This window comes from Bacillus sp. SCT118, from assembly GCF_058566435.1.
In genome coordinates, this window is record NZ_CP191225.1 from 1,874,271 (window position 1) to 1,893,699 (window position 19,429).

The 19,429-nt window shown below is 43.9% G+C and carries 20 protein-coding genes, 1 other RNA gene and 1 riboswitch; of the genes, 18 read left to right on the forward strand and 3 right to left on the reverse strand.

The genetic code is table 11. The annotated features are described in order from the left end of the window. Positions 1-105 precede the first annotated feature (105 nt). From ACQVGT_RS09780 to ACQVGT_RS09820, 9 genes are all read left to right on the forward strand, one after another. Positions 106-612: a PTS sugar transporter subunit IIA gene (locus tag ACQVGT_RS09780; protein ID WP_015483368.1), complete on the forward strand. Its 507-nt coding sequence runs from the start codon at positions 106-108 to the stop codon at positions 610-612. A gap of 102 nt (positions 613-714) precedes the next feature. Further along, the gene (gene mrfA / locus ACQVGT_RS09785) at positions 715-2,964 is read left to right on the forward strand and encodes an ATP-dependent helicase MrfA (RefSeq protein ID WP_015383941.1); all 2,250 of its coding nucleotides are present in this window, start codon (positions 715-717) and stop codon (positions 2,962-2,964) included. Positions 2,965-2,979: 15 nt separating this feature from the next. After that, a complete protein-coding gene (mrfB, locus tag ACQVGT_RS09790) occupies positions 2,980-4,221 on the forward strand; it encodes a metal-dependent exonucleaseMrfB (protein ID WP_015383940.1) in 1,242 nt (413 codons plus the stop codon). A 100-nt stretch (positions 4,222-4,321) separates the two neighbouring features. Continuing rightward, the gene (locus ACQVGT_RS09795; protein ID WP_003230707.1) at positions 4,322-4,450 is read left to right on the forward strand and encodes a hypothetical protein; all 129 of its coding nucleotides are present in this window, start codon (positions 4,322-4,324) and stop codon (positions 4,448-4,450) included. 83 nt (positions 4,451-4,533) lie between these two features. Further along, positions 4,534-4,761, forward strand: coding sequence for a spore coat protein CotD (gene cotD / locus ACQVGT_RS09800; RefSeq protein ID WP_010886551.1), 228 nt, complete (start codon positions 4,534-4,536; stop codon positions 4,759-4,761). A gap of 88 nt (positions 4,762-4,849) precedes the next feature. Further along, positions 4,850-5,395: an SLOG family protein gene (locus tag ACQVGT_RS09805; RefSeq protein ID WP_015483367.1), complete on the forward strand. Its 546-nt coding sequence runs from the start codon at positions 4,850-4,852 to the stop codon at positions 5,393-5,395. A 75-nt stretch (positions 5,396-5,470) separates the two neighbouring features. Next, positions 5,471-5,767 (forward strand): cell division regulator GpsB, encoded by a 297-nt coding sequence (gpsB, locus tag ACQVGT_RS09810; RefSeq protein ID WP_003225629.1) that lies wholly within the window; start codon positions 5,471-5,473, stop codon positions 5,765-5,767. Positions 5,768-5,832: 65 nt separating this feature from the next. After that, an RNA gene (rnpB, locus tag ACQVGT_RS09815) (RNase P RNA component class B) lies at positions 5,833-6,214 on the forward strand. A gap of 100 nt (positions 6,215-6,314) precedes the next feature. Next, positions 6,315-7,472 carry a THUMP domain-containing class I SAM-dependent RNA methyltransferase gene (locus ACQVGT_RS09820; RefSeq protein ID WP_015483366.1) on the forward strand — a complete coding sequence of 386 codons (1,158 nt, stop codon included), beginning with the start codon at positions 6,315-6,317 and terminating at the stop codon, positions 7,470-7,472. A 52-nt stretch (positions 7,473-7,524) separates the two neighbouring features. Here the strand turns inward: ACQVGT_RS09820 and ACQVGT_RS09825 are convergent, their stop codons facing one another. Further along, a complete protein-coding gene (locus tag ACQVGT_RS09825; RefSeq protein ID WP_010327933.1) occupies positions 7,525-7,677 on the reverse strand; it encodes a YpzG family protein in 153 nt (50 codons plus the stop codon). A gap of 163 nt (positions 7,678-7,840) precedes the next feature. On the opposite strand from ACQVGT_RS09825, the gene ACQVGT_RS09830 reads away from it, so the two are divergent. Together ACQVGT_RS09830 and ACQVGT_RS09835 are read left to right on the forward strand one after the other, a co-directional pair. Further along, positions 7,841-8,032 (forward strand): hypothetical protein, encoded by a 192-nt coding sequence (locus ACQVGT_RS09830; RefSeq protein ID WP_003246090.1) that lies wholly within the window; start codon positions 7,841-7,843, stop codon positions 8,030-8,032. A 102-nt stretch (positions 8,033-8,134) separates the two neighbouring features. Next, positions 8,135-10,060, forward strand: coding sequence for an ATP-dependent DNA helicase (locus ACQVGT_RS09835; RefSeq protein ID WP_014477152.1), 1,926 nt, complete (start codon positions 8,135-8,137; stop codon positions 10,058-10,060). A 41-nt stretch (positions 10,061-10,101) separates the two neighbouring features. Here the strand turns inward: ACQVGT_RS09835 and kduD are convergent, their stop codons facing one another. Together kduD and kduI are read right to left on the reverse strand one after the other, a co-directional pair. After that, entirely contained in the window at positions 10,102-10,866 is a 765-nt protein-coding gene (gene kduD, locus ACQVGT_RS09840; RefSeq protein ID WP_015383937.1) for a 2-dehydro-3-deoxy-D-gluconate 5-dehydrogenase KduD, read from the reverse strand. Between the two features lies 1 nt (position 10,867). Continuing rightward, entirely contained in the window at positions 10,868-11,695 is an 828-nt protein-coding gene (kduI, locus tag ACQVGT_RS09845; protein ID WP_015383936.1) for a 5-dehydro-4-deoxy-D-glucuronate isomerase, read from the reverse strand. A 221-nt stretch (positions 11,696-11,916) separates the two neighbouring features. Between kduI and kdgR the strand changes: the two genes are divergently transcribed. From kdgR to pbuX, 7 genes are all read left to right on the forward strand, one after another. After that, positions 11,917-12,936, forward strand: coding sequence for a pectin utilization transcriptional regulator KdgR (gene kdgR, locus ACQVGT_RS09850; RefSeq protein WP_015383935.1), 1,020 nt, complete (start codon positions 11,917-11,919; stop codon positions 12,934-12,936). Positions 12,937-12,973: 37 nt separating this feature from the next. Further along, positions 12,974-13,948 (forward strand): 2-dehydro-3-deoxygluconokinase, encoded by a 975-nt coding sequence (gene kdgK, locus ACQVGT_RS09855; RefSeq protein WP_015383934.1) that lies wholly within the window; start codon positions 12,974-12,976, stop codon positions 13,946-13,948. 1 nt (position 13,949) lies between these two features. Further along, complete coding sequence (eda, locus tag ACQVGT_RS09860; RefSeq protein WP_015383933.1) at positions 13,950-14,540, forward strand: bifunctional 4-hydroxy-2-oxoglutarate aldolase/2-dehydro-3-deoxy-phosphogluconate aldolase; 591 nt, start codon at positions 13,950-13,952, stop codon at positions 14,538-14,540. A 44-nt stretch (positions 14,541-14,584) separates the two neighbouring features. Further along, on the forward strand, positions 14,585-15,577 hold the full coding sequence (gene kdgT / locus ACQVGT_RS09865) for a 2-keto-3-deoxygluconate transporter (RefSeq protein WP_015483365.1): 993 nt from the start codon (positions 14,585-14,587) through the stop codon (positions 15,575-15,577). A 111-nt stretch (positions 15,578-15,688) separates the two neighbouring features. Further along, the gene (gene ypwA / locus ACQVGT_RS09870) at positions 15,689-17,194 is read left to right on the forward strand and encodes a carboxypeptidase (RefSeq protein WP_041517908.1); all 1,506 of its coding nucleotides are present in this window, start codon (positions 15,689-15,691) and stop codon (positions 17,192-17,194) included. A 141-nt stretch (positions 17,195-17,335) separates the two neighbouring features. Next, a riboswitch (purine riboswitch) is annotated at positions 17,336-17,435 on the forward strand. Positions 17,436-17,525: 90 nt separating this feature from the next. Then, the gene (xpt, locus tag ACQVGT_RS09875; protein ID WP_015383930.1) at positions 17,526-18,110 is read left to right on the forward strand and encodes a xanthine phosphoribosyltransferase; all 585 of its coding nucleotides are present in this window, start codon (positions 17,526-17,528) and stop codon (positions 18,108-18,110) included. Next, complete coding sequence (pbuX, locus tag ACQVGT_RS09880; protein WP_015383929.1) at positions 18,107-19,423, forward strand: xanthine permease PbuX; 1,317 nt, start codon at positions 18,107-18,109, stop codon at positions 19,421-19,423. The genes xpt and pbuX overlap by 4 nt, the downstream gene beginning before the upstream one ends. The last annotated feature ends 6 nt before the right edge of the window (positions 19,424-19,429 follow it).

Consider the following 19,429-nt stretch of genomic DNA (forward strand, 5'->3'; position numbering starts at 1 on the left):
GTCTATGCCAGATGTTGTTATAAATTGAAGCAAAATTGAAAGTGTGGTTAAATAGTGGTGAATGAAGGGATAACGGTTGAAGTGAATGAGAAGGGAGAAAATACATTGCTGAAAAAATTATTCGGAATGGGCAAAACTCAGGAAAAGGTGACAGAAGAGGTTATTTATTCTCCGGCAGACGGTACAGTAATGGACCTGTCAGATGTGCCGGACCCTGTTTTTTCACAGAAAATGATGGGAGAAGGAATAGCGGTGGAACCTTCTAGCGGTGAAATCGTTTCTCCCGCTGAAGGTGAAGTCATTCAGATTTTCCACACCAAACACGCCGTTGGCATTCGGACTCGCTCGGGAATTGAGCTTTTAATTCATGTCGGGCTGGAGACAGTCAATATGAACGGAGAAGGATTTACTGCCCACATTAAAGAAGGGGATAAAGTGAAGGTCGGTGATCCGCTGATTACATGTGATTTGGAATTAATAAAAGAAAAAGCGAGCAGCACAGTCATCCCAATCGTTATAATGAATGGTGAGGCTGTAGGATCAATTGTACCGGCAGGCGAAAAGGCTGCTCGTAAAGGCGAATCAAAGCTCCTTACAATAAAAGCGAAATAAGCAGGGCGTATGCCTTGCTTTTTTTATTCAACTGTATAAAATTTGCACCTAGCCATGCAAACAAATATTCGGTAAACTGTACTTGACAAAGAGGTGTAAAGAATGAAAAAGAAATCACTGACTGAACTCATTTCTGATTTAAAAGGAAATGAAAACGTTGTGAATTGGCATGAAATTGAGCCTCGGGAAGCAAAAACAAGGCCTATGCCCGAAAGTATAGACGAGAGAATCAAAGCGGCCCTTTCGAAAAGGGGCATTGATGAACTATATACTCACCAATATTCCGCTTTTCAATATGTGCAAAAAGGAGAAAGCATCGTTACCGTAACGCCAACAGCATCAGGAAAAACGTTATGCTACAACCTCCCAGTCCTGCAGTCCATCGCCCAAGATGAAACAAACCGGGCGTTATATTTATTTCCGACTAAAGCGCTGGCACAAGACCAAAAGAGCGAGCTAAATGAAATTATTGATGAAATGGGCATTGATATTAAAAGCTTTACATATGACGGGGATACGTCTCCGGCAATCAGACAAAAGGTGAGAAAAGCAGGTCATATTGTCATTACAAACCCCGATATGCTGCATTCTGCCATTCTACCGCATCATACGAAATGGGTCAGTTTGTTTGAAAACCTTAAGTATATCGTCATCGATGAGCTTCATACGTATCGAGGTGTGTTCGGCAGCCATGTGGCAAATGTGATCCGGCGGCTAAAGCGGATCTGCCGGTTTTATGGAAGTGATCCGGTTTTTATTTGTACTTCCGCAACAATTGCCAACCCAAAGGAATTGGGAGAGCAGCTGACAGGCAAACCGATGCGGCTGGTCGATGACAACGGCGCACCGAGCGGACGCAAGCATTTTGTGTTTTACAATCCGCCAATTGTGAACAAACCGCTGAATATTAGAAGGAGCGCAACCGCAGAAGTGAATGAACTGGCGAAAGAGTTCCTTAAAAACAAAGTGCAGACCATTGTTTTTGCCAGAAGCAGAGTTCGGGTGGAAATTATTTTAAGCCATATTCAGGAGCTTGTGAAAAAAGAGATTGGAACAAAATCAATCAGAGGCTATCGGGGAGGCTATCTGCCGAAAGAGCGAAGAGAAATCGAAAGAGGCCTGAGAGAAGGCGACATTTTAGGAGTGGTCAGTACGAATGCCTTAGAGCTTGGTGTTGATATCGGCCAGCTGCAAGTGTGTGTAATGACGGGGTATCCAGGAAGTGTTGCAAGTGCTTGGCAGCAGGCCGGACGAGCCGGCAGAAGACACGGTGAATCTTTGATTATCATGGTAGCCAATTCAACACCGATTGACCAATATATTGTGCGGCATCCTGAATATTTCTTTAATCGTTCGCCGGAATCTGCAAGAATCAATCCGGAGAATTTGATTATTTTAGTAGACCACTTAAAGTGTGCGGCTTATGAGCTTCCTTTTAGAGCTGATGAAGAATTTGGAGCCATGGAAGTCAGTGATATTCTTGAGTATCTTCAGGAAGAGGCTGTTCTTCACCGCAACGGCGAACGGTACCATTGGGCAAGTGAGTCGTTCCCTGCTTCAAACATCAGTTTGCGTTCCGCCTCCCAGGAAAATGTCGTTATAGTTGATCAGTCGGATATTGCAAATGTAAGGATTATCGGTGAAATGGACCGTTTTAGTGCGATGACGCTTTTACATGATGAAGCAATTTATTTGCATGAAGGCGTTCAGTATCAAGTTGAGAAACTCGATTGGGACCATAAAAAGGCGTATGTCAGAAAAGTCGATGTCGAATATTATACGGATGCAAACCTGGCAGTTCAGCTGAAGGTATTAGAAACCGATAAAACGAAAGAAAAAAGCCGTACGTCATTGCACTACGGAGACGTCACTGTCAATGCCCTGCCGACCATTTTTAAAAAAATAAAAATGACCACTTTTGAAAATATTGGGTCTGGACCTATTCATTTGCCGGAAGAAGAACTGCATACAAGTGCAGCTTGGCTCGAAATCAAAACAGCGGATGAAGATATCGGGGAAAAGACACTGGAACAGCTGCTTCTTGGCATCTCGAATGTGCTGCAGCATATTGTCCCTGTGTATATCATGTGTGATCGAAATGATGTTCATGTTGTTTCTCAAATTAAAGCAGCCCATACCGGATTGCCAACCATATTTTTATATGATCATTATCCGGGCGGTATCGGTTTGGCGGAGGAAGTCTTTAAACGTTTTTCAGACATTAATGAAGCGGCGAAACAACTGATTGCACATTGTCCTTGTCATGACGGCTGTCCGTCTTGTATAGGTACGGAAATAGAAGGGATAAAAGCAAAGGAAAGAATTTTGCAGCTGTTGGATCAAATGTCGTAAGGAGGGAGGCCGGATATGTCATTAAAAGGGAAACTCCAGCGGATGAAAAAGCACATGGTGCTCGACGAAGGAGAACAAAAAATAGAAGCAGGCAAACAAGAAAACCACATTGATGACATCCCGTTTTTAGAAGAGTGGGAGGCTTTTGGCATGAAGCCTTTCATCTTCGAAGATGAATATTGCCTCATCAGAGAAGTAGAATATCCGCTTTCTCACCGCCATGGGTTATACAGCTTTTCTGAACTTGAGGAAGTGATCACACTGTGGAATCAAAGCGGCCTATCGCATACATTGTCAGCAAAAGGGTATAACAAAAACAACCTCTTTTTCTTTGATACAGAAACAACCGGTCTTGGGGGTGGAGCTGGGAATACCATTTTTTTGCTTGGGCATGCGAGAGTATATGAAGACCGAGTGACAGTCAAACAGCATCTTTTGCCCAAACCGGGGAACGAAGTCGCCTTGTACCAAAGCTTTTTAAGCGAGGTTGACATTACATCACTTGTGACCTACAACGGCAAAGCTTTTGATTGGCCGCAGGTGAAAACAAGGCACACCTTGATCCGTGACAGACTTCCGAAGCTTCCGGAGTTTGGCCACTTTGATCTTTTGCATGGAGCTAGACGCCTGTGGAAACACAAAATGGACCGCGTATCTCTTGGCACGGTTGAAAAAGAGGAGCTCGGCATCCGCAGACTAGAAGACACACCGGGCTACTTGGCGCCAATGCTTTACTTTCATTTTATAAAGGCGCAAGAGCCGGATCTTTTAAAAGGTGTCCTGCATCATAATGAAATGGATGTGTTATCACTCATTTCATTGTACATCCATATGTCTAAAAAAATCCTTTCAGAATCACATGCGCCAAAAGAACACAGTGAAGCCTATGCTATGGCGAAATGGTTTATGGCTCATAAAGAAACGGACCAAGCGATCAAGCAGTTGGAAAGGCTTATAGAAAAATCGTTTGAGGACCAGGATAGTGCACGGCTAGATTTATCGCTCCTGTACAAAAAACAAAACCGCTTGGAAGAAGCAGTGGCGCTTTGGGAAAACCTGTCCCGCTCGCAAAACCAGAAGTGCAGATACGCTGCTGTAATAGAGCTCGCGAAATATTTTGAGCATAAGAAAAAAGCATTCGGAAAAGCATTGCAAATAGCAGAACAATTGCTTAGCGATGCGGCATGCTTAACAGAGAAAGAAACTGAAAAACTGGATGTGAGAATTGCCCGGCTTAAGAGGAAATATTCCTCTTAAATATTCCCCGGGAAAGCGCAAAAGACGACTTGTTTCGCCATGGATTTTTTTTGCTGAATTCACATTGATTTTGTTGTAGAATAGCGGCGAATCCTGTAAAATGACGTTAGTTATTTTTAAAGGGAGAGTTGGTATGTATAAGGGTGTTTTTTACTTGTTCTTTGTTGTGGTATTTTTGATTGCTTTTGTGTTTTCAAACTTTAAAGACAGCTTAATTGCACACTTTTAAAATAGGTCTTTGCATCAGAACATGTACCCCTTATTTTTCATAGCTTAGTATTGTAATAAAGTTTATGGAAAGGGGATTTTATCATGCATCACTGCAGACCGCATATGATGGCGCCAATTGTCCATCCTACTCATTGCTGTGAACACCATACGTTTTCGAAGACTATCGTGCCGCACATTCACCCACAGCATACAACAAACGTAAACCACCAGCATTTTCAGCACGTTCACTACTTTCCACACACTTTCTCAAATGTTGACCCGGCTACGCATCAGCATTTTCAAGCAGGAAAACCTTGCTGCGACTACTAGTATGGAAAACGTGCAGCTTGATGGTGTAAACAATGCAGCACAACAAATGGGGCCCACGGGAGCCCCATTTTTTAAAGCAGGTGAAATGATGAAAGTATTGGCAATAACGGGCTATAAACCGTTTGAACTCGGGATATTTAAGCAGGATGACAAGGCACTGTATTACATAAAAAAAGCCATTAAGAACCGGCTGATTGCTTTTTTGGATGAAGGATTAGAATGGATTTTAATTTCGGGCCAGCTTGGAGCGGAGCTGTGGGCGGCAGAAGCTGCATATGATTTGCAGGAAGAATACCCTGACTTAAAGGTAGCTGTCATCACACCATTTTACGAGCAGGAAAAGAACTGGAAAGAACCGAATAAGGAACAGTATGAAGCAGTTCTGGCTCAGGCAGACTATGAAGCAAGCCTGACTCACCGTCCTTATGAAAGCCCGCTTCAATTCAAACAAAAAAATCAGTTCTTCATTGATAAGTCCGACGGGCTTCTGCTTTTATATGACCCGGAAAAGGAAGGCTCCCCTAAGTATATGCTTGGGACAGCGGAAAAAAGGCGCGAAAAGGATGGCTATCCCATCTACTTTATTACAATGGATGACTTGAGAGTGACAGTAGAGGAAGACAGCTACTCATAGCAATAAGAGAAATTTGACAACCGTACAGATTTCTGAAAAAATATATGTGATGATTCACGATACGAGGTGAAAAAGATGCTTGCTGATAAAGTAAAGCTTTCTGCGAAAGAAATTTTGGAAAAAGAATTTAAAACAGGCGTTAGAGGCTACAAGCAAGAAGACGTTGACAAATTTTTAGATATGATTATTAAGGATTATGAAACCTTCCATCAAGAAATTGAAGAACTGCAGCAGGAAAATCTGCAGCTGAAAAAACAGCTTGAAGAAGCCAGCAAAAAACAGCCTGTGCAATCTAACACAACAAACTTTGATATTTTAAAACGGCTGTCTAACTTAGAAAAACACGTTTTTGGCAGCAAGCTTTATGATTGATCACGCTTGAAAAAAATGGCGCTTGTAAATTGTAATCAGTTGTTATATAATAATTCATGTTCTTAACGTTCGGGTAATCGCTGCAGATCTTGAATCTGTAGAGGAAAGTCCATGCTCGCACGGTGCTGAGATGCCCGTAGTGTTCGTGCCTAGCGAAGTCATAAGCTAGGGCAGCCTTTAGAGGCTGACGGCAGGAAAAAAGCCTACGTCCTTCGGATATGGCTGAGTATCCTTGAAAGTGCCACAGTGACGAAGTCTCACTAGAAATGGTGAGAGTGGAACGCGGTAAACCCCTCGAGCGAGAAACCCAAATTTTGGTAGGGGAACCTTCTTAACGGAATTCAACGAAGAGAAGGACAGAATGCTTTCTGTAGATAGATGATTGCCGCCTGAGTACGAGGTGATGAGCCGTTTGCAGTACGACGGAACAAAACATGGCTTACAGAACGTTAGACCACTTACATTTAAAATGATGAAAACAAGCTCTCCCGTATAAGGAGAGCTTTTATCTTGAAAAGAGAAAAGTTTTAAAAGACAGGGTGATACGATGAAGAAGTATACACTAATTGCAACGGCGCCAATGGGCATTGAAGCTGTTGTCGCAAAGGAAGTACGAGATTTAGGATACGAATGCAAGGTTGATAACGGGAAAGTTATTTTTGAAGGTGATGCACTTGCCATCTGCCGTGCGAACCTTTGGCTTAGAACAGCCGACCGCATAAAGGTTCAGGTTGCTTCTTTTAAAGCGAAAACATTTGATGAACTGTTTGAAAAAACGAAAGCGATTAACTGGCGCTCATTTATACCTGAAAACGGGAAATTCCCTGTCATTGGAAAATCGGTAAAATCAACACTTGCAAGCGTTCCCGACTGTCAGCGGATTGTCAAAAAAGCAATTGTCGAAAAGCTCAAGCTGCAGTCCGGCAAAGCCAATGATTGGATTGAAGAAACAGGTGCCGAGTATAAAGTCGAAATTTCTTTATTGAAAGATCAGGCTTTGATTACACTGGACTCATCAGGGACAGGCCTTCACAAACGAGGTTACCGTGTCGATCAGGGCGGTGCGCCGATTAAAGAAACACTTGCTGCCGCTTTGGTGCAATTAACCAATTGGACGCCGGACCGCCCGTTTGTTGATCCTTTCTGCGGCTCCGGAACAATCGCGATAGAAGCGGCGCTAATCGGCCAAAACATCGCCCCGGGATTCAACCGCGATTTTGTATCAGAGGATTGGGAATGGATCGGTAAAGATCTGTGGAACAAAGCGCGGCTTGAAGTCGAAGAAAAGGCAAATTATGACCAGCCGCTTACAATTTTCGCAAGCGACATAGACCACCGCATGGTTGAAATCGCAAAAGAAAATGCAGAGGAAGCAGGGTTGGGAGATTTAATCCAGTTCAAGCAGATGCAGGTCAAAGATTTTACCACCAATCTGGAGTTTGGCGTAATTGTCGGCAACCCGCCATATGGAGAGCGTCTCGGCGAGAAAAAAGCCGTTGAGCAGATGTACAAAGAAATGGGGAAGGCGTTCGAGCCGCTTGATACTTGGTCTGTGTATATGCTGACATCAAATGAAAACTTTGAGGAAGCATATGGCAGAAAAGCAACGAAGAAACGAAAGCTCTTTAACGGGTTTATTAAAACGGATTATTATCAATATTGGTCAAAAGTAAGGCCGCAGCGAAAGAAAACAGAAAACGCATAAAAAGAAGACGCTCTGCATGCGTCTTCTTTCATCTTTCAGCCATATTCTATCGTTACCAACGGTGAGCTTTCGCGTTGCTTCTCAATATAATGTTGGTTTGGGACATTTCAGTGTGACCGTTTACTTGAGACTTAGAACGTTTAGGCCGCGTCCAATTGTGATGAAACAGTTCAGAATGCTGATCTAATCGGTTTCTATAACTCATGTCAACATCACTCCCTGATAGAATATTGTTGATAAGACGGATAATCCGGAGACGGAATATCAAGTGTAGTTTGTGCATGTTTCGGTGATAACATGCGGTAAAGCATGTATATAAAATGAAAAGTTCGCATACAATGATGATTATTTCCATCAGAGGTGATCTCATGCTGAACAGCGAACATTTTAATCTTATTCAAAGGGCGCTTGACGCAACAGCAAACGAGCTGAAGGAGCTCGGGACTGATTCGTCTCCGTCTGTGATTTCGCATGCGCAAACTGATTTAGAAAAAGCGGTAGAACATATTTATTCAACAGACCATCCTTTTTTATCGTCGCATGTGATCAATCGTAAGTAAACTGCAAAAAACTTGGCATTGCCAAGTTTTTTTATTGTATTCATCAGCGGAAAATGATATTATTGGTGGTCTGAATGTCGAATAGTTGGGGGTTGGAACTAGGTGACAACATCACGTTTGCCTTTTTCTTTAACGAAAACAAAGAATTTTTATGAAGAATTGAACAATTGGATTGGTGACGTGTTTTACGATATCCTTCCCGAAAAAGGGTTTGATCTTCGGGACGAGCAAGTATTTATGGCTTTTCAGCTGGAGCGGGCGTTTAAAGAGAAAAAAGTCATGTTCGCCGAAGCTGGAGTGGGAACGGGGAAAACGCTGGTTTATCTTCTTTTTGCAATCAGCTATGCAAGGTATGTCGGCAAACCCGCCATCATCGCTTGTGCAGATGAAACATTAATTGAACAGCTGGTGAAAAAAGAGGGCGATATTTCTAAGCTGGCTGAGCATCTTGATCTGAAAATTGATACAAGGCTGTCAAAATCACATGAGCAATATTTATGCTTGAAGAAGCTTGAAAAAACAATGCAGCGTTCTGATGATGATAAATGGCTGGATCTTTATGAGTCGTTACCGTCATTTGTCCACGAGTCACAGGCGATGCAGCGCTTTTATCCGTATGGCGACCGTAAGCAGTACGCAAATCTATCGAATGAAGAGTGGTCTGACGTAAGCTACGACTCGTTTCAGGACTGTCTGACTTGTGATATGAGACACAGATGCGGTCTGACACTTTCCAGAGATTACTACCGCAAGTCAACGGACTTAATCATTTGTTCCCATGATTTTTATATGGAGCATGTGTGGACGGAAGAATCACGCAAACGAGAGGGCCAGCTGCCGCTCTTGCCTGATCATAGTGCAGTTGTATTTGATGAGGGGCACTTGTTAGAGTTTGCTGCGCAAAAAGCGCTAACCTATAGAGTGAAGCAGTCTACTCTTGAATTGTTTTTAGAACGATTGCTGCAAAATGACATCAGAGAAGAGTTTGCAGAATTGATTGAAGATGCGCTTCTCGCAAACGACGAATTTTTCTATGTTCTTTCTGAAGAATCAAAGGAAGTAGCCGGTTCACACCGTTTAGAAATAAAAAATGACCAGCGTGTCAAAAAGGCGGCGGACGAGCTTTGCCGTTTACTTGATAAAATCGGTGAGGCACTTGTATTTGAGTCTGAAATGTATACGATTGATCAATACGAGCTGTCAGTAGTGGAAGAATATGTTGAACAAATGGCGTATTCATTATCTCTATATCAAAAGGATGCGATCAGCTGGCTGGAGAAAAAGGAAGCAGAATCAACTTTTGTCGTGATGCCGAGAACGGTAGCAGAAGTACTTGGCGAAAAAGTGTTTTCTAAGAAAATTCCTTATATCTTCTCTTCTGCTACGCTGTCAGAAGGCGGTTCGTTTGATTATATTGCCGACAGTCTTGGGATTCATGATTATTTGTCATTAACTGTTGATTCCCCTTATGATTATGACGAGCAAATGAGTATTAATTTATACGCAAAAACAGATATGGCCGCTGAACAAAAAACGGCTGAAACGATTGAAACAATCAAACGATACAAAGGAAGAACGCTGGTGCTTTTCCCTTCTTTTGAAGAATTAAACGAGTTTAAAGAGCTGTCGGCGGCATGGGAGCTGCCGTATCCAATTTTCTTCGAAGGTGATGAGGAAATCAGCAGCTTAGTAGAGAAATTCCAAGAGGAAGAAGAAACAGTACTTTGTTCAGTTCACTTATGGGAAGGACTCGACATTCCCGGTGACGCATTGAAGAATGTTACCATTTGGTCATTACCGTTCCCGCCACACGATCCTGTATTTACAGCGAAGCGCAACGGAGCGAAAAAAGATCCGTTCGAAGAAGTTGATCTGCCATATATGTTGTTACGTGTACGGCAGGGCATCGGGCGCCTGATTCGCTCGAATCAAGACAGCGGCTCGATTCACATTTACGCTGGCGGAGAAAATGAACGCATCATTGATGAGGTCAAAAAGGTCTTGCCTGTTGAACCGCACATGATGTAATGGAAAAAAGCTGACGATCGTTCGTCAGCTTTTTTTATTTGTCAGCGGGATAGCCAGCCGCCATCAACTGCTAAAATATGTCCATTTACATAATCTGAAGCACGTGATGCCAAAAAGACTGCAGTCCCCCCGATATCATCCGCTTGGCCCCAGCGGCCGGCAGGAATTCTCTTTAAAATGTCCTCATTTCGCTTTTCGTCATCCCGAATAGGCTTTGTATTCGCAGTAGAAATATAGCCTGGGGCGATTGCGTTGACCTGAATACCTGACGCTGCCCACTCATTTGCAAATGATTTTGTCAAACCGGCAACAGCGTGTTTGCTCGCGGTGTAAGCCGGAACGAGGATGCCGCCTTGAAAAGACAGGAGAGAGGCAATATTAATAATCTTTCCATGACCTCTTTTCAGCATGTGCCTGCCAGCAAGCTGTGTCAGAATAAACAGGCTGTGCAGATTGACATTCAGTACGTGCTGCCAGTTCTCTTCTGAAAAATCTTCCGCTTTTTCCCGATGAATAATGCCGGCATTATTGACAAGGATGTCGATCTGCCTGTTTTCAAACAGCTCAGCTGCAGAATCCTTTATCGCTTCCGGCTTGCTCATGTCCAATGTAAAAGATGTAAATGTCCGGCCTTCCTGTTCCACAAGCTGCTGTGTTTCAGACAGGCTGCTTTTATGTGATGTGCCGATAATATCAGCGCCAGCTCCGGCTAGGGCTTTGGCAATTCCTTGACCGATCCCTGTTCCCGGGCCTGTCACCAGCGCTGTTTTTCCTTCTAATGAAAAGGCGTCATGTAGATAACCCATCTTATTTCAGCCCATCCATCGGAATGAGATCCATGTCCGTAAATGTGTAATTTTCTCCAGCCATCGCCCACACAAAGCTATAGTTTGATGTTCCTGCGCCAGAATGAATAGACCAAGCGGGAGAAAGGACAGCCTGTTCATTTCCAACAACAAGATGGCGTGTTTCGTCCGGCTGGCCCATGAAATGAAATACCTTTGAGTCCTTTTCAAGATCCAGGTAAAGATAAGCCTCCATCCGACGGTCATGAACGTGTGCTGGCATGGTATTCCAGTTGTTGTTTTGATCTAACATCGTTATTCCCATCATCAGCTGACAGCTTTTAATGCCATCCTGATGAATGACTTTGTACAGACTTCTGACATTAGACGCTGCATCATCACCAAGGCGGTCCGGCGTCAGTTCAGCTAGGGCGGCTTTTTGTGTCGGATAGCTTTTGTGGGCGCAAGCGGAGACGAAGTAAAACTTCGCTTTTTCCCCGTTCAGGCTTGAAAACGATACATCCTGATTGCACATTCCAATATAGAGAAAATCCTTTGTTTGAAGCACATATTCATCATCGCCGACTCTAACGGCACCAGGCTGGCCGACATTAATAATCCCGATTTCACGCCGTTCCAAAAAGAAGTCTGTTTTTAGAAAATCACCTGCATCAAGCTTCAGTTCACTTTGCCCTGGGGCCGCTCCGCCGATGACAACCCGGTCTTCATGTGAGTAATACATCGTAAGTTTGTTTTCTGTAAATAAAGGATCCATTAAGAAATGACTGCGAAGCTCCTCTGTTGTAAAGCGTTTTACTTGTTCAGGATGTACAGAATAACGATTTTCCATTATATTTCCCCCTTGGTTAGGATTTCAGCATCACTTGAATGAAAATATTTTGGTAACGGTTTCAAAGAAAATTTTAGGATAAATAGTGAAAAGAGTCAACGAAAAAATAATGAATTGACACATTATTAAAAAAACTCTTTCCAAATTTTAAAATTATGGTATCCTTTTGTTGTAACGGTTTTGAAATCGGTTTCAAATATATGAGATACAGGAGCACTTGAATGAAAAAGAAAACAACAGGCCATACAACCATCAAAGATGTAGCTGAATGTGCAGGAGTTTCGAAATCGACAGTTTCCCGCTATATTAACGGAAAAATTGACGCGATTTCTCCTGAAAAAGTGAAAAACATTAAAAAGGCAATCGCAGAATTGAATTATCGGCCGAGTAAAATGGCACAAGGTTTGAAAATAAAAAAAAGCAAGTTAATCGGATTTGTTGTGGCTGACATTACAAATCCTTTTTCGGTCGCTGCTTTCAGGGGAGTCGAAGAGGTTTGTGATCAATATGGATACAGCATTATGGTGTGCAACACAGATAACAGTCCTGAAAAAGAGCGGGAAATGCTCTTAAAGCTAGAAGCCCATTCGGTTGAGGGCCTGATTTTAAACGCAACAGGGGAAAACAAGGATGTACTGCGCGCTTTTGCTGAACAGCAAATTCCAACAATCTTAATTGACCGGAAACTGCCGGATCTGAAACTGGATACCGTAACGACTGACAACAGATGGATCACAAAAGAGATTCTTCAGAAGGTGTACAGCAAAGGGTATACTGATGTCGCGCTGTTTACCGAACCGATTTCCTCTATCAGCCCTCGTGCAGAAAGAGCAGCTGTGTATCAGGAAATGGCTTCGGTTCAAAATGTGAACGGGCTTGTTAGATTGCATGAAATTGACGTAAAGGACAAGGAGCAGCTTAAGGCGGCGCTTCGTTCTTTTCACAAGGAAATGCCGGAGCAAAAAAAAGCGATTCTGGCTTTGAATGGCTTGATTATGCTGAAAATCATCAGCTGTATGGAAGAGCTTGGCCTGCGCATCCCTCAAGATATAGGGATTGCAGGATTCGATGATACGGAGTGGTACAAACTGATCGGTCCAGGCATTACAACGATCGCCCAGCCGTCACATGATATGGGCAGGACGGCGATGGAACGTGTATTAAAAAGGATTGAAGGTGACAAAGGAGCGCCTCAAACTATTGAATTAGAGGCAAAAGTCATCATGAGAAAGTCACTTTAATCCTAGGTGCCCTCAACTAAGAGGAGGTTGGGAAGAGATGAAGCTTGATGCGGTGACATTCGGGGAATCAATGGCCATGTTTTACGCAAATGAGTATGGAGGCCTTCATGAAGTATCCACTTTTTCTAAAGGGCTTGCCGGAGCAGAAAGCAATGTCGCCTGCGGCCTTGCTAGACTCGGATTCCGAATGGGATGGATGAGCAAGGTCGGTAATGATCAGCTCGGAACGTTTATTGTACAGGAACTTAAAAAAGAGGGAGTGGATGTGTCCCGCGTGATCCGCTCGCAGGACGAAAATCCCACCGGGCTGCTGCTGAAGTCAAAAGTGAAAGAAGGCGACCCGCAAGTTACCTACTATAGGAAAAACTCAGCTGCAAGCACATTAACTTCAGCTGAATATCCGAGAGATTATTTTCAATGCGCAGGCCATTTGCATGTGACAGGCATTCCGCCTGCTTTATCAGCCGAGATGAAAGACTTCACGTATCATGTCATGAACGACATGAGAAACGCAGGGAAGACCATTTCATTCGACCCTAATGTAAGACCTTCGCTTTGGCCTGATCAAGCAACAATGGTACACACAATCAATGATCTGGCTGGGCTTGCAGACTGGTTTTTCCCGGGTATCGCAGAGGGAGAGCTATTGACCGGAGAAAAAACACCTGAAGGCATTGCCGACTATTATTTGAAAAAAGGTGCCAGCTTTGTCGCTATTAAACTCGGAAAAGAAGGCGCTTACTTTAAAACGGGGACAAGTGAAGGATTTCTAGAAGGCTGCCGGGTCGACCGGGTGGTTGATACGGTCGGCGCCGGAGACGGATTTGCAGTCGGTGTAATCAGCGGTATCCTAGACGGTTTGTCGTACAAGGATGCGGTGCAAAGGGGAAATGCGATTGGCGCTTTGCAAGTGCAGGCACCGGGGGATATGGACGGTTTGCCGACTAGGGAGAAATTAGCTTCTTTTTTATCTGCTCAAAGAACGGTTCACCAAAAGAAAGGGGATTATTAATATGGAGTCCAAAGTCGTTGAAAACCGTCTGAAAGAAGCAAAGCTGATTGCAGTCATTCGTTCAAAGGATAAGCAGGAGGCCTGTCAGCAGATTGAGAGTTTATTAGATAAAGGGATTCGTGCAGTTGAAGTGACGTATACGACCCCCGGGGCATCAGATATTATCGAATCCTTCCGTAATAGGGAAGATATTTTAATTGGCGCGGGCACGGTCATCACCGCGCAGCAAGCTGGGGAAGCTGCTGAGGCTGGCGCGCAGTTTATTGTCAGTCCGGGTTTTTCAGCTGATCTTGCTGAACATCTATCTTTTGTAAAGACACATTATATCCCCGGCGTCTTGACTCCGAGCGAAATTATGGAAGCGCTGACATTCGGTTTTACGACATTAAAGCTGTTCCCAAGCGGTGTGTTTGGCATCCCGTTCATGAAAAATTTAGCGGGTCCTTTCCCGCAGGTGACCTTTATTCCGACAGGCGGGATACATCCGTCTGAAGTGCCGGATTGGCTTAGAGCCGGAGCTGGCGCCGTCGGAGTCGGCAGCCAGCTGGGCAGCTGTTCAAAAGAGGATTTGCAGGCTGTTTTCCAAGTGTAAGTGGAATTGTTTTTTCATAACCGGAGGATGGGAGAATCCACAATATGAAAATCAAGGCGACAATTGAACGGGTACCTGGCGGAATGATGATTATTCCGCTATTTCTTGGAGCGGCGCTCAACACGTTTGCCCCTGGAACAGCGGAGTTCTTTGGAGGGTTTACGGGTGCTTTGATTACCGGAACGCTGCCGATACTGGGTGTTTTTATCTTTTGCGTAGGAGCAACGATTGATTTTCGTTCTTCAGGCTATATCGCAAGAAAAGGAATCACGTTATTATTGGGAAAGGTCGGATTTGCGGCGCTGCTCGGCGTGATCGCAGCGCAATTTATACCTGACGAAGGCATACAATCCGGCTTTTTTGCAGGCCTTTCTGTTTTAGCAATTGTCGCGGTAATGAATGAAACGAACGGCGGACTGTATTTGGCGCTCATGAATCACATGGGAAGAAAAGAGGATGCGGGCGCTTTCGCCTTTATCAGTACAGAATCTGGTCCTTTTATGACCATGGTGACGTTTGGTGTGACGGGACTTGCCGCATTCCCATGGGAAACGCTGGCAGCGACAGTCATCCCGTTTTTACTTGGATGTATACTTGGAAATCTGGATCACGATCTCAGAGACTTATTCAGCAAGGTTGTGCCGGCGATCATTCCATTTTTCGCCTTTTCGCTCGGCAATACCTTGAATTTTGGAATGCTGATCCAATCAGGGCTGCTCGGCATTTTTATCGGAGTTTCTGTCGTCATTTTATCGGGCAGTTCTTTGTTTTTGCTTGATCGTTTTATTGCGCGGGGAGATGGTGTCGCGGGAGTGGCCGCTTCTTCTACGGCGGGGGCTGCTGTAGCTGTGCCATACGCATTAGCTGAAGCGAATGCATCATTTGCGCCAGTTGCTGAATCGGCAACTGCAATCATCGCGACAAGTGTTATTGTCACCTCGCTCTTAACCCCGCTGGCAACAGTGTGGGTAGATAAAAAAATCAAGAAGAAAAAGCGGAGAACACCTCCGCCAAAAAATCAAATGACGATCAACTGAATAAAAAGGCTGCCGCCAAACATACCGGCAGCCTTTTATACAAACAATTTGACTTTCATACCCCCTTCCATTAGCCTGTAATGGAACGGCTAGAATAGGGAGGGAATGGATATGGAGATACATACATATGAAAAAGAATTTTTTGATCTTTTAAAAAGAATCTCACATTACAGCGAAGCAGTTGCGTTAATGCACTGGGACTCCAGAACAGGCGCGCCGAAAAACGGCTCAGAGGATCGTGCCGAAAGTATCGGCCAGCTTTCAACAGATATATTCAATATCCAAACATCAGATCGAATGAAGGAGCTTATCGATGTCCTGTATGAACGATTTGATGACTTGTCGGAAGATACGAAAAAAGCAGTGGAACTGGCGAAAAAAGAGTATGAAGAGAATAAGAAAATCCCTGAGGCTGAATACAAAGAATACGTGATTCTGTGTTCAAAGGCAGAAACAGCGTGGGAGGAAGCGAAAGGAAAATCTGATTTCAGCTTGTTTTCTCCTTATTTAGAACAGCTGATTGAATTCAATAAACGTTTTATTACGTATTGGGGATATCAAGAGCATCCTTATGATGCATTGCTTGATTTGTTTGAGCCCGGCGTCACGGTAAAGGTGCTTGATCAGCTGTTTACTGAGCTGAAGGAAGCGATTATCCCTCTTGTTAAACAGGTGACAGCTTCCGGAAATAAACCAGATACAAGCTTTATTACAAAAGCGTTCCCGAAAGAAAAGCAAAAAGAGCTCAGTCTGTATTTTTTACAGGAGCTTGGCTACGATTTTGATGGCGGAAGACTTGATGAAACCGTTCATCCGTTTGCAACTACGCTGAACCGAGGAGACGTTCGGGTCACGACGAGATATGATGAAAAAGATTTCCGGACGGCGATCTTTGGCACCATTCATGAGTGCGGGCACGCGATATACGAGCAAAATATTGATGAAGCACTCAGTGGCACGAATTTGTCAGACGGCGCATCAATGGGAATCCATGAATCGCAATCATTATTTTACGAGAATTTTATCGGCCGCAACAAGCATTTTTGGACACCGTACTATAAGAAGATTCAAGAAGCATCACCTGAACAGTTCAAGGACATCTCCCTGGATGATTTTGTCCGGGCAATCAATGAATCAAAACCTTCATTTATCAGGGTCGAAGCGGATGAATTGACGTATCCTCTTCATATCATCATCCGTTATGAAATTGAAAAAGCGATTTTCAGCAATGAAGTGTCTGTGGAAGATCTGCCGTCGCTTTGGAATCAAAAATACCAAGATTATTTAGGGATTACACCGCAGACCGACGCAGAGGGGATTTTACAGGACGTCCATTGGGCAGGGGGAGATTTCGGCTACTTCCCATCCTATGCGCTCGGCTACATGTATGCGGCTCAGCTGAAACAAAAAATGCTTGAGGATCTCCCTGAATTTGACGCTCTCTTGGAAAGAGGAGAGTTCCATCCGATAAAGCAATGGCTGACGGAAAAGGTGCACATTCACGGAAAACGGAAAAAGCCGTTAGACATTATTAAAGATGCAACAGGAGAAGAGCTGAATGTTCGCTATTTAATTGATTATTTATCAAACAAATATTCAAATCTCTATCTGTCATAATCAAAAGCCTGGCGGCGCGGTCGTCAGGCTCTTTTATATCGGATTCCCTTGAAATACGAATGATATCTAAAAAAACAAAAATAAAGTTCGTGAATTTTTATTTTCAGCCTATGCAAGGGATTAGAATCTTGATATAATTTATTACAATATAATAGGAACACTCATATAATCGCGTGGATATGGCACGCAAGTTTCTACCGGGCACCGTAAATGTCCGACTATGGGTGAGCAATGGAACCGCACGTGTACGGTTTTTTGTGATATCAGCATTGCTTGCTCTTTATTTGAGCGGGCAATGCTTTTTTTATTCTCATAACGGAGGTAAGACAAGATGGAAGCACTGAAACGGAAAATAGAGGAAGAAGGCGTCGTATTATCTGATCAGGTATTGAAAGTGGATTCTTTTTTGAATCACCAAATTGATCCGCTGCTTATGCAGAGAGTTGGTGACGAATTTGCGTCCAGGTTTGCAAAAGACGGTATTACCAAAATTGTGACAATCGAATCATCAGGTATCGCTCCCGCTGTAATGACGGGCTTGAAGCTGGGTGTGCCAGTTGTCTTCGCGAGAAAGCATAAATCGTTAACACTCACCGACAACTTGCTGACAGCGTCTGTTTATTCCTTTACGAAGCAAACAGAAAGCCAAATCGCAGTGTCTGGGACCCATCTGTCGGATCAGGATCATGTGCTGATTATCGATGATTTTTTGGCAAATGGACAGGCAGCGCACGGGCTTGTGTCGATTGTGAAGCAAGCGGGAGCTTCTATTGCGGGAATTGGCATTGTTATTGAAAAGTCATTTCAGCCGGGAAGAGTTGAACTTGTGAAACTGGGCTATCGAGTGGAATCTTTGGCAAGAATTCAGTCTTTAGAAGAAGGAAAAGTGTCCTTCGTACAGGAGGTTCATTCATGAGAAATGGATTCGGCAAAACGCTGTCTTTAGGGATTCAGCATGTTCTTGCCATGTATGCCGGCGCCATTGTTGTTCCTCTGATTGTCGGAAAAGCAATGGGACTGACCGTCGAGCAGCTGACTTATTTAATATCAATTGATATTTTTATGTGCGGTGTGGCTACACTTCTGCAAGTGTGGAGCAACCGATTTTTTGGGATCGGGCTTCCGGTAGTGCTTGGCTGTACCTTTACAGCTGTATCGCCGATGATAGCGATTGGATCTGAATATGGGGTTTCAACTGTTTACGGCAGCATTATCGCTTCAGGCATTCTTGTCATTCTTATTTCATTTTTCTTTGGAAAGCTCGTATCGTTTTTTCCGCCGGTCGTGACAGGCTCTGTTGTTACGATTATCGGTATTACACTGATGCCGGTTGCCATGAATAACATGGCCGGCGGAGAAGGAAGTGCAGATTTCGGAGATCTCTCCAATCTTGCTCTTGCTTTTACCGTGTTGAGTATCATTGTGCTTCTATACCGTTTTACAAAAGGCTTTATCAAGTCCGTCTCGATTTTGATCGGTATTTTGATTGGCACCTTCATCGCATATTTTATGGGAAAAGTTCAATTTGATAATGTTTCGGACGCGGCAGTTGTTCAAATGATTCAGCCATTTTACTTCGGAGCGCCGTCTTTTCATGCAGCGCCTATCATTACGATGTCCATCGTTGCAGTTGTCAGCCTTGTGGAGTCAACTGGTGTTTACTTTGCTTTAGCTGACCTGACAAACCGCCGTTTGACAGAGAAAGATTTGTCTAAAGGCTATCGAGCTGAAGGACTGGCTGTGCTTCTGGGCGGTATTTTTAACGCTTTTCCTTACACGGCATTCTCTCAAAATGTCGGGCTTGTTCAGCTCACAGGGATCAAAAAAAATACCGTCATTGTGGTCACAGGTGTGATCCTAATGGCATTTGGGCTGTTTCCAAAGATCGCTGCTTTCACGACCATTATTCCATCCGCTGTTTTGGGCGGTGCAATGGTGGCGATGTTTGGAATGGTGATCGCTTACGGAATTAAAATGCTCAGCCGCATTGATTTTGCGAAACAGGAAAATCTGCTGATTGTTGCCTGCTCAGTGGGATTGGGGCTCGGTGTGACCGTTGTGCCGGATATTTTCAAACAGCTTCCGAGTGCCTTAACGCTGCTTACAACGAATGGCATTGTGGCGGGCAGCTTTACTGCAGTCGTCTTAAATATTGTATATAACGTTTTTTCTAAAGCCAAAAAAACAGAACAAGAAGCTGACCTCGCTGAACAAAAAACAGCAGTCTAACTCCGC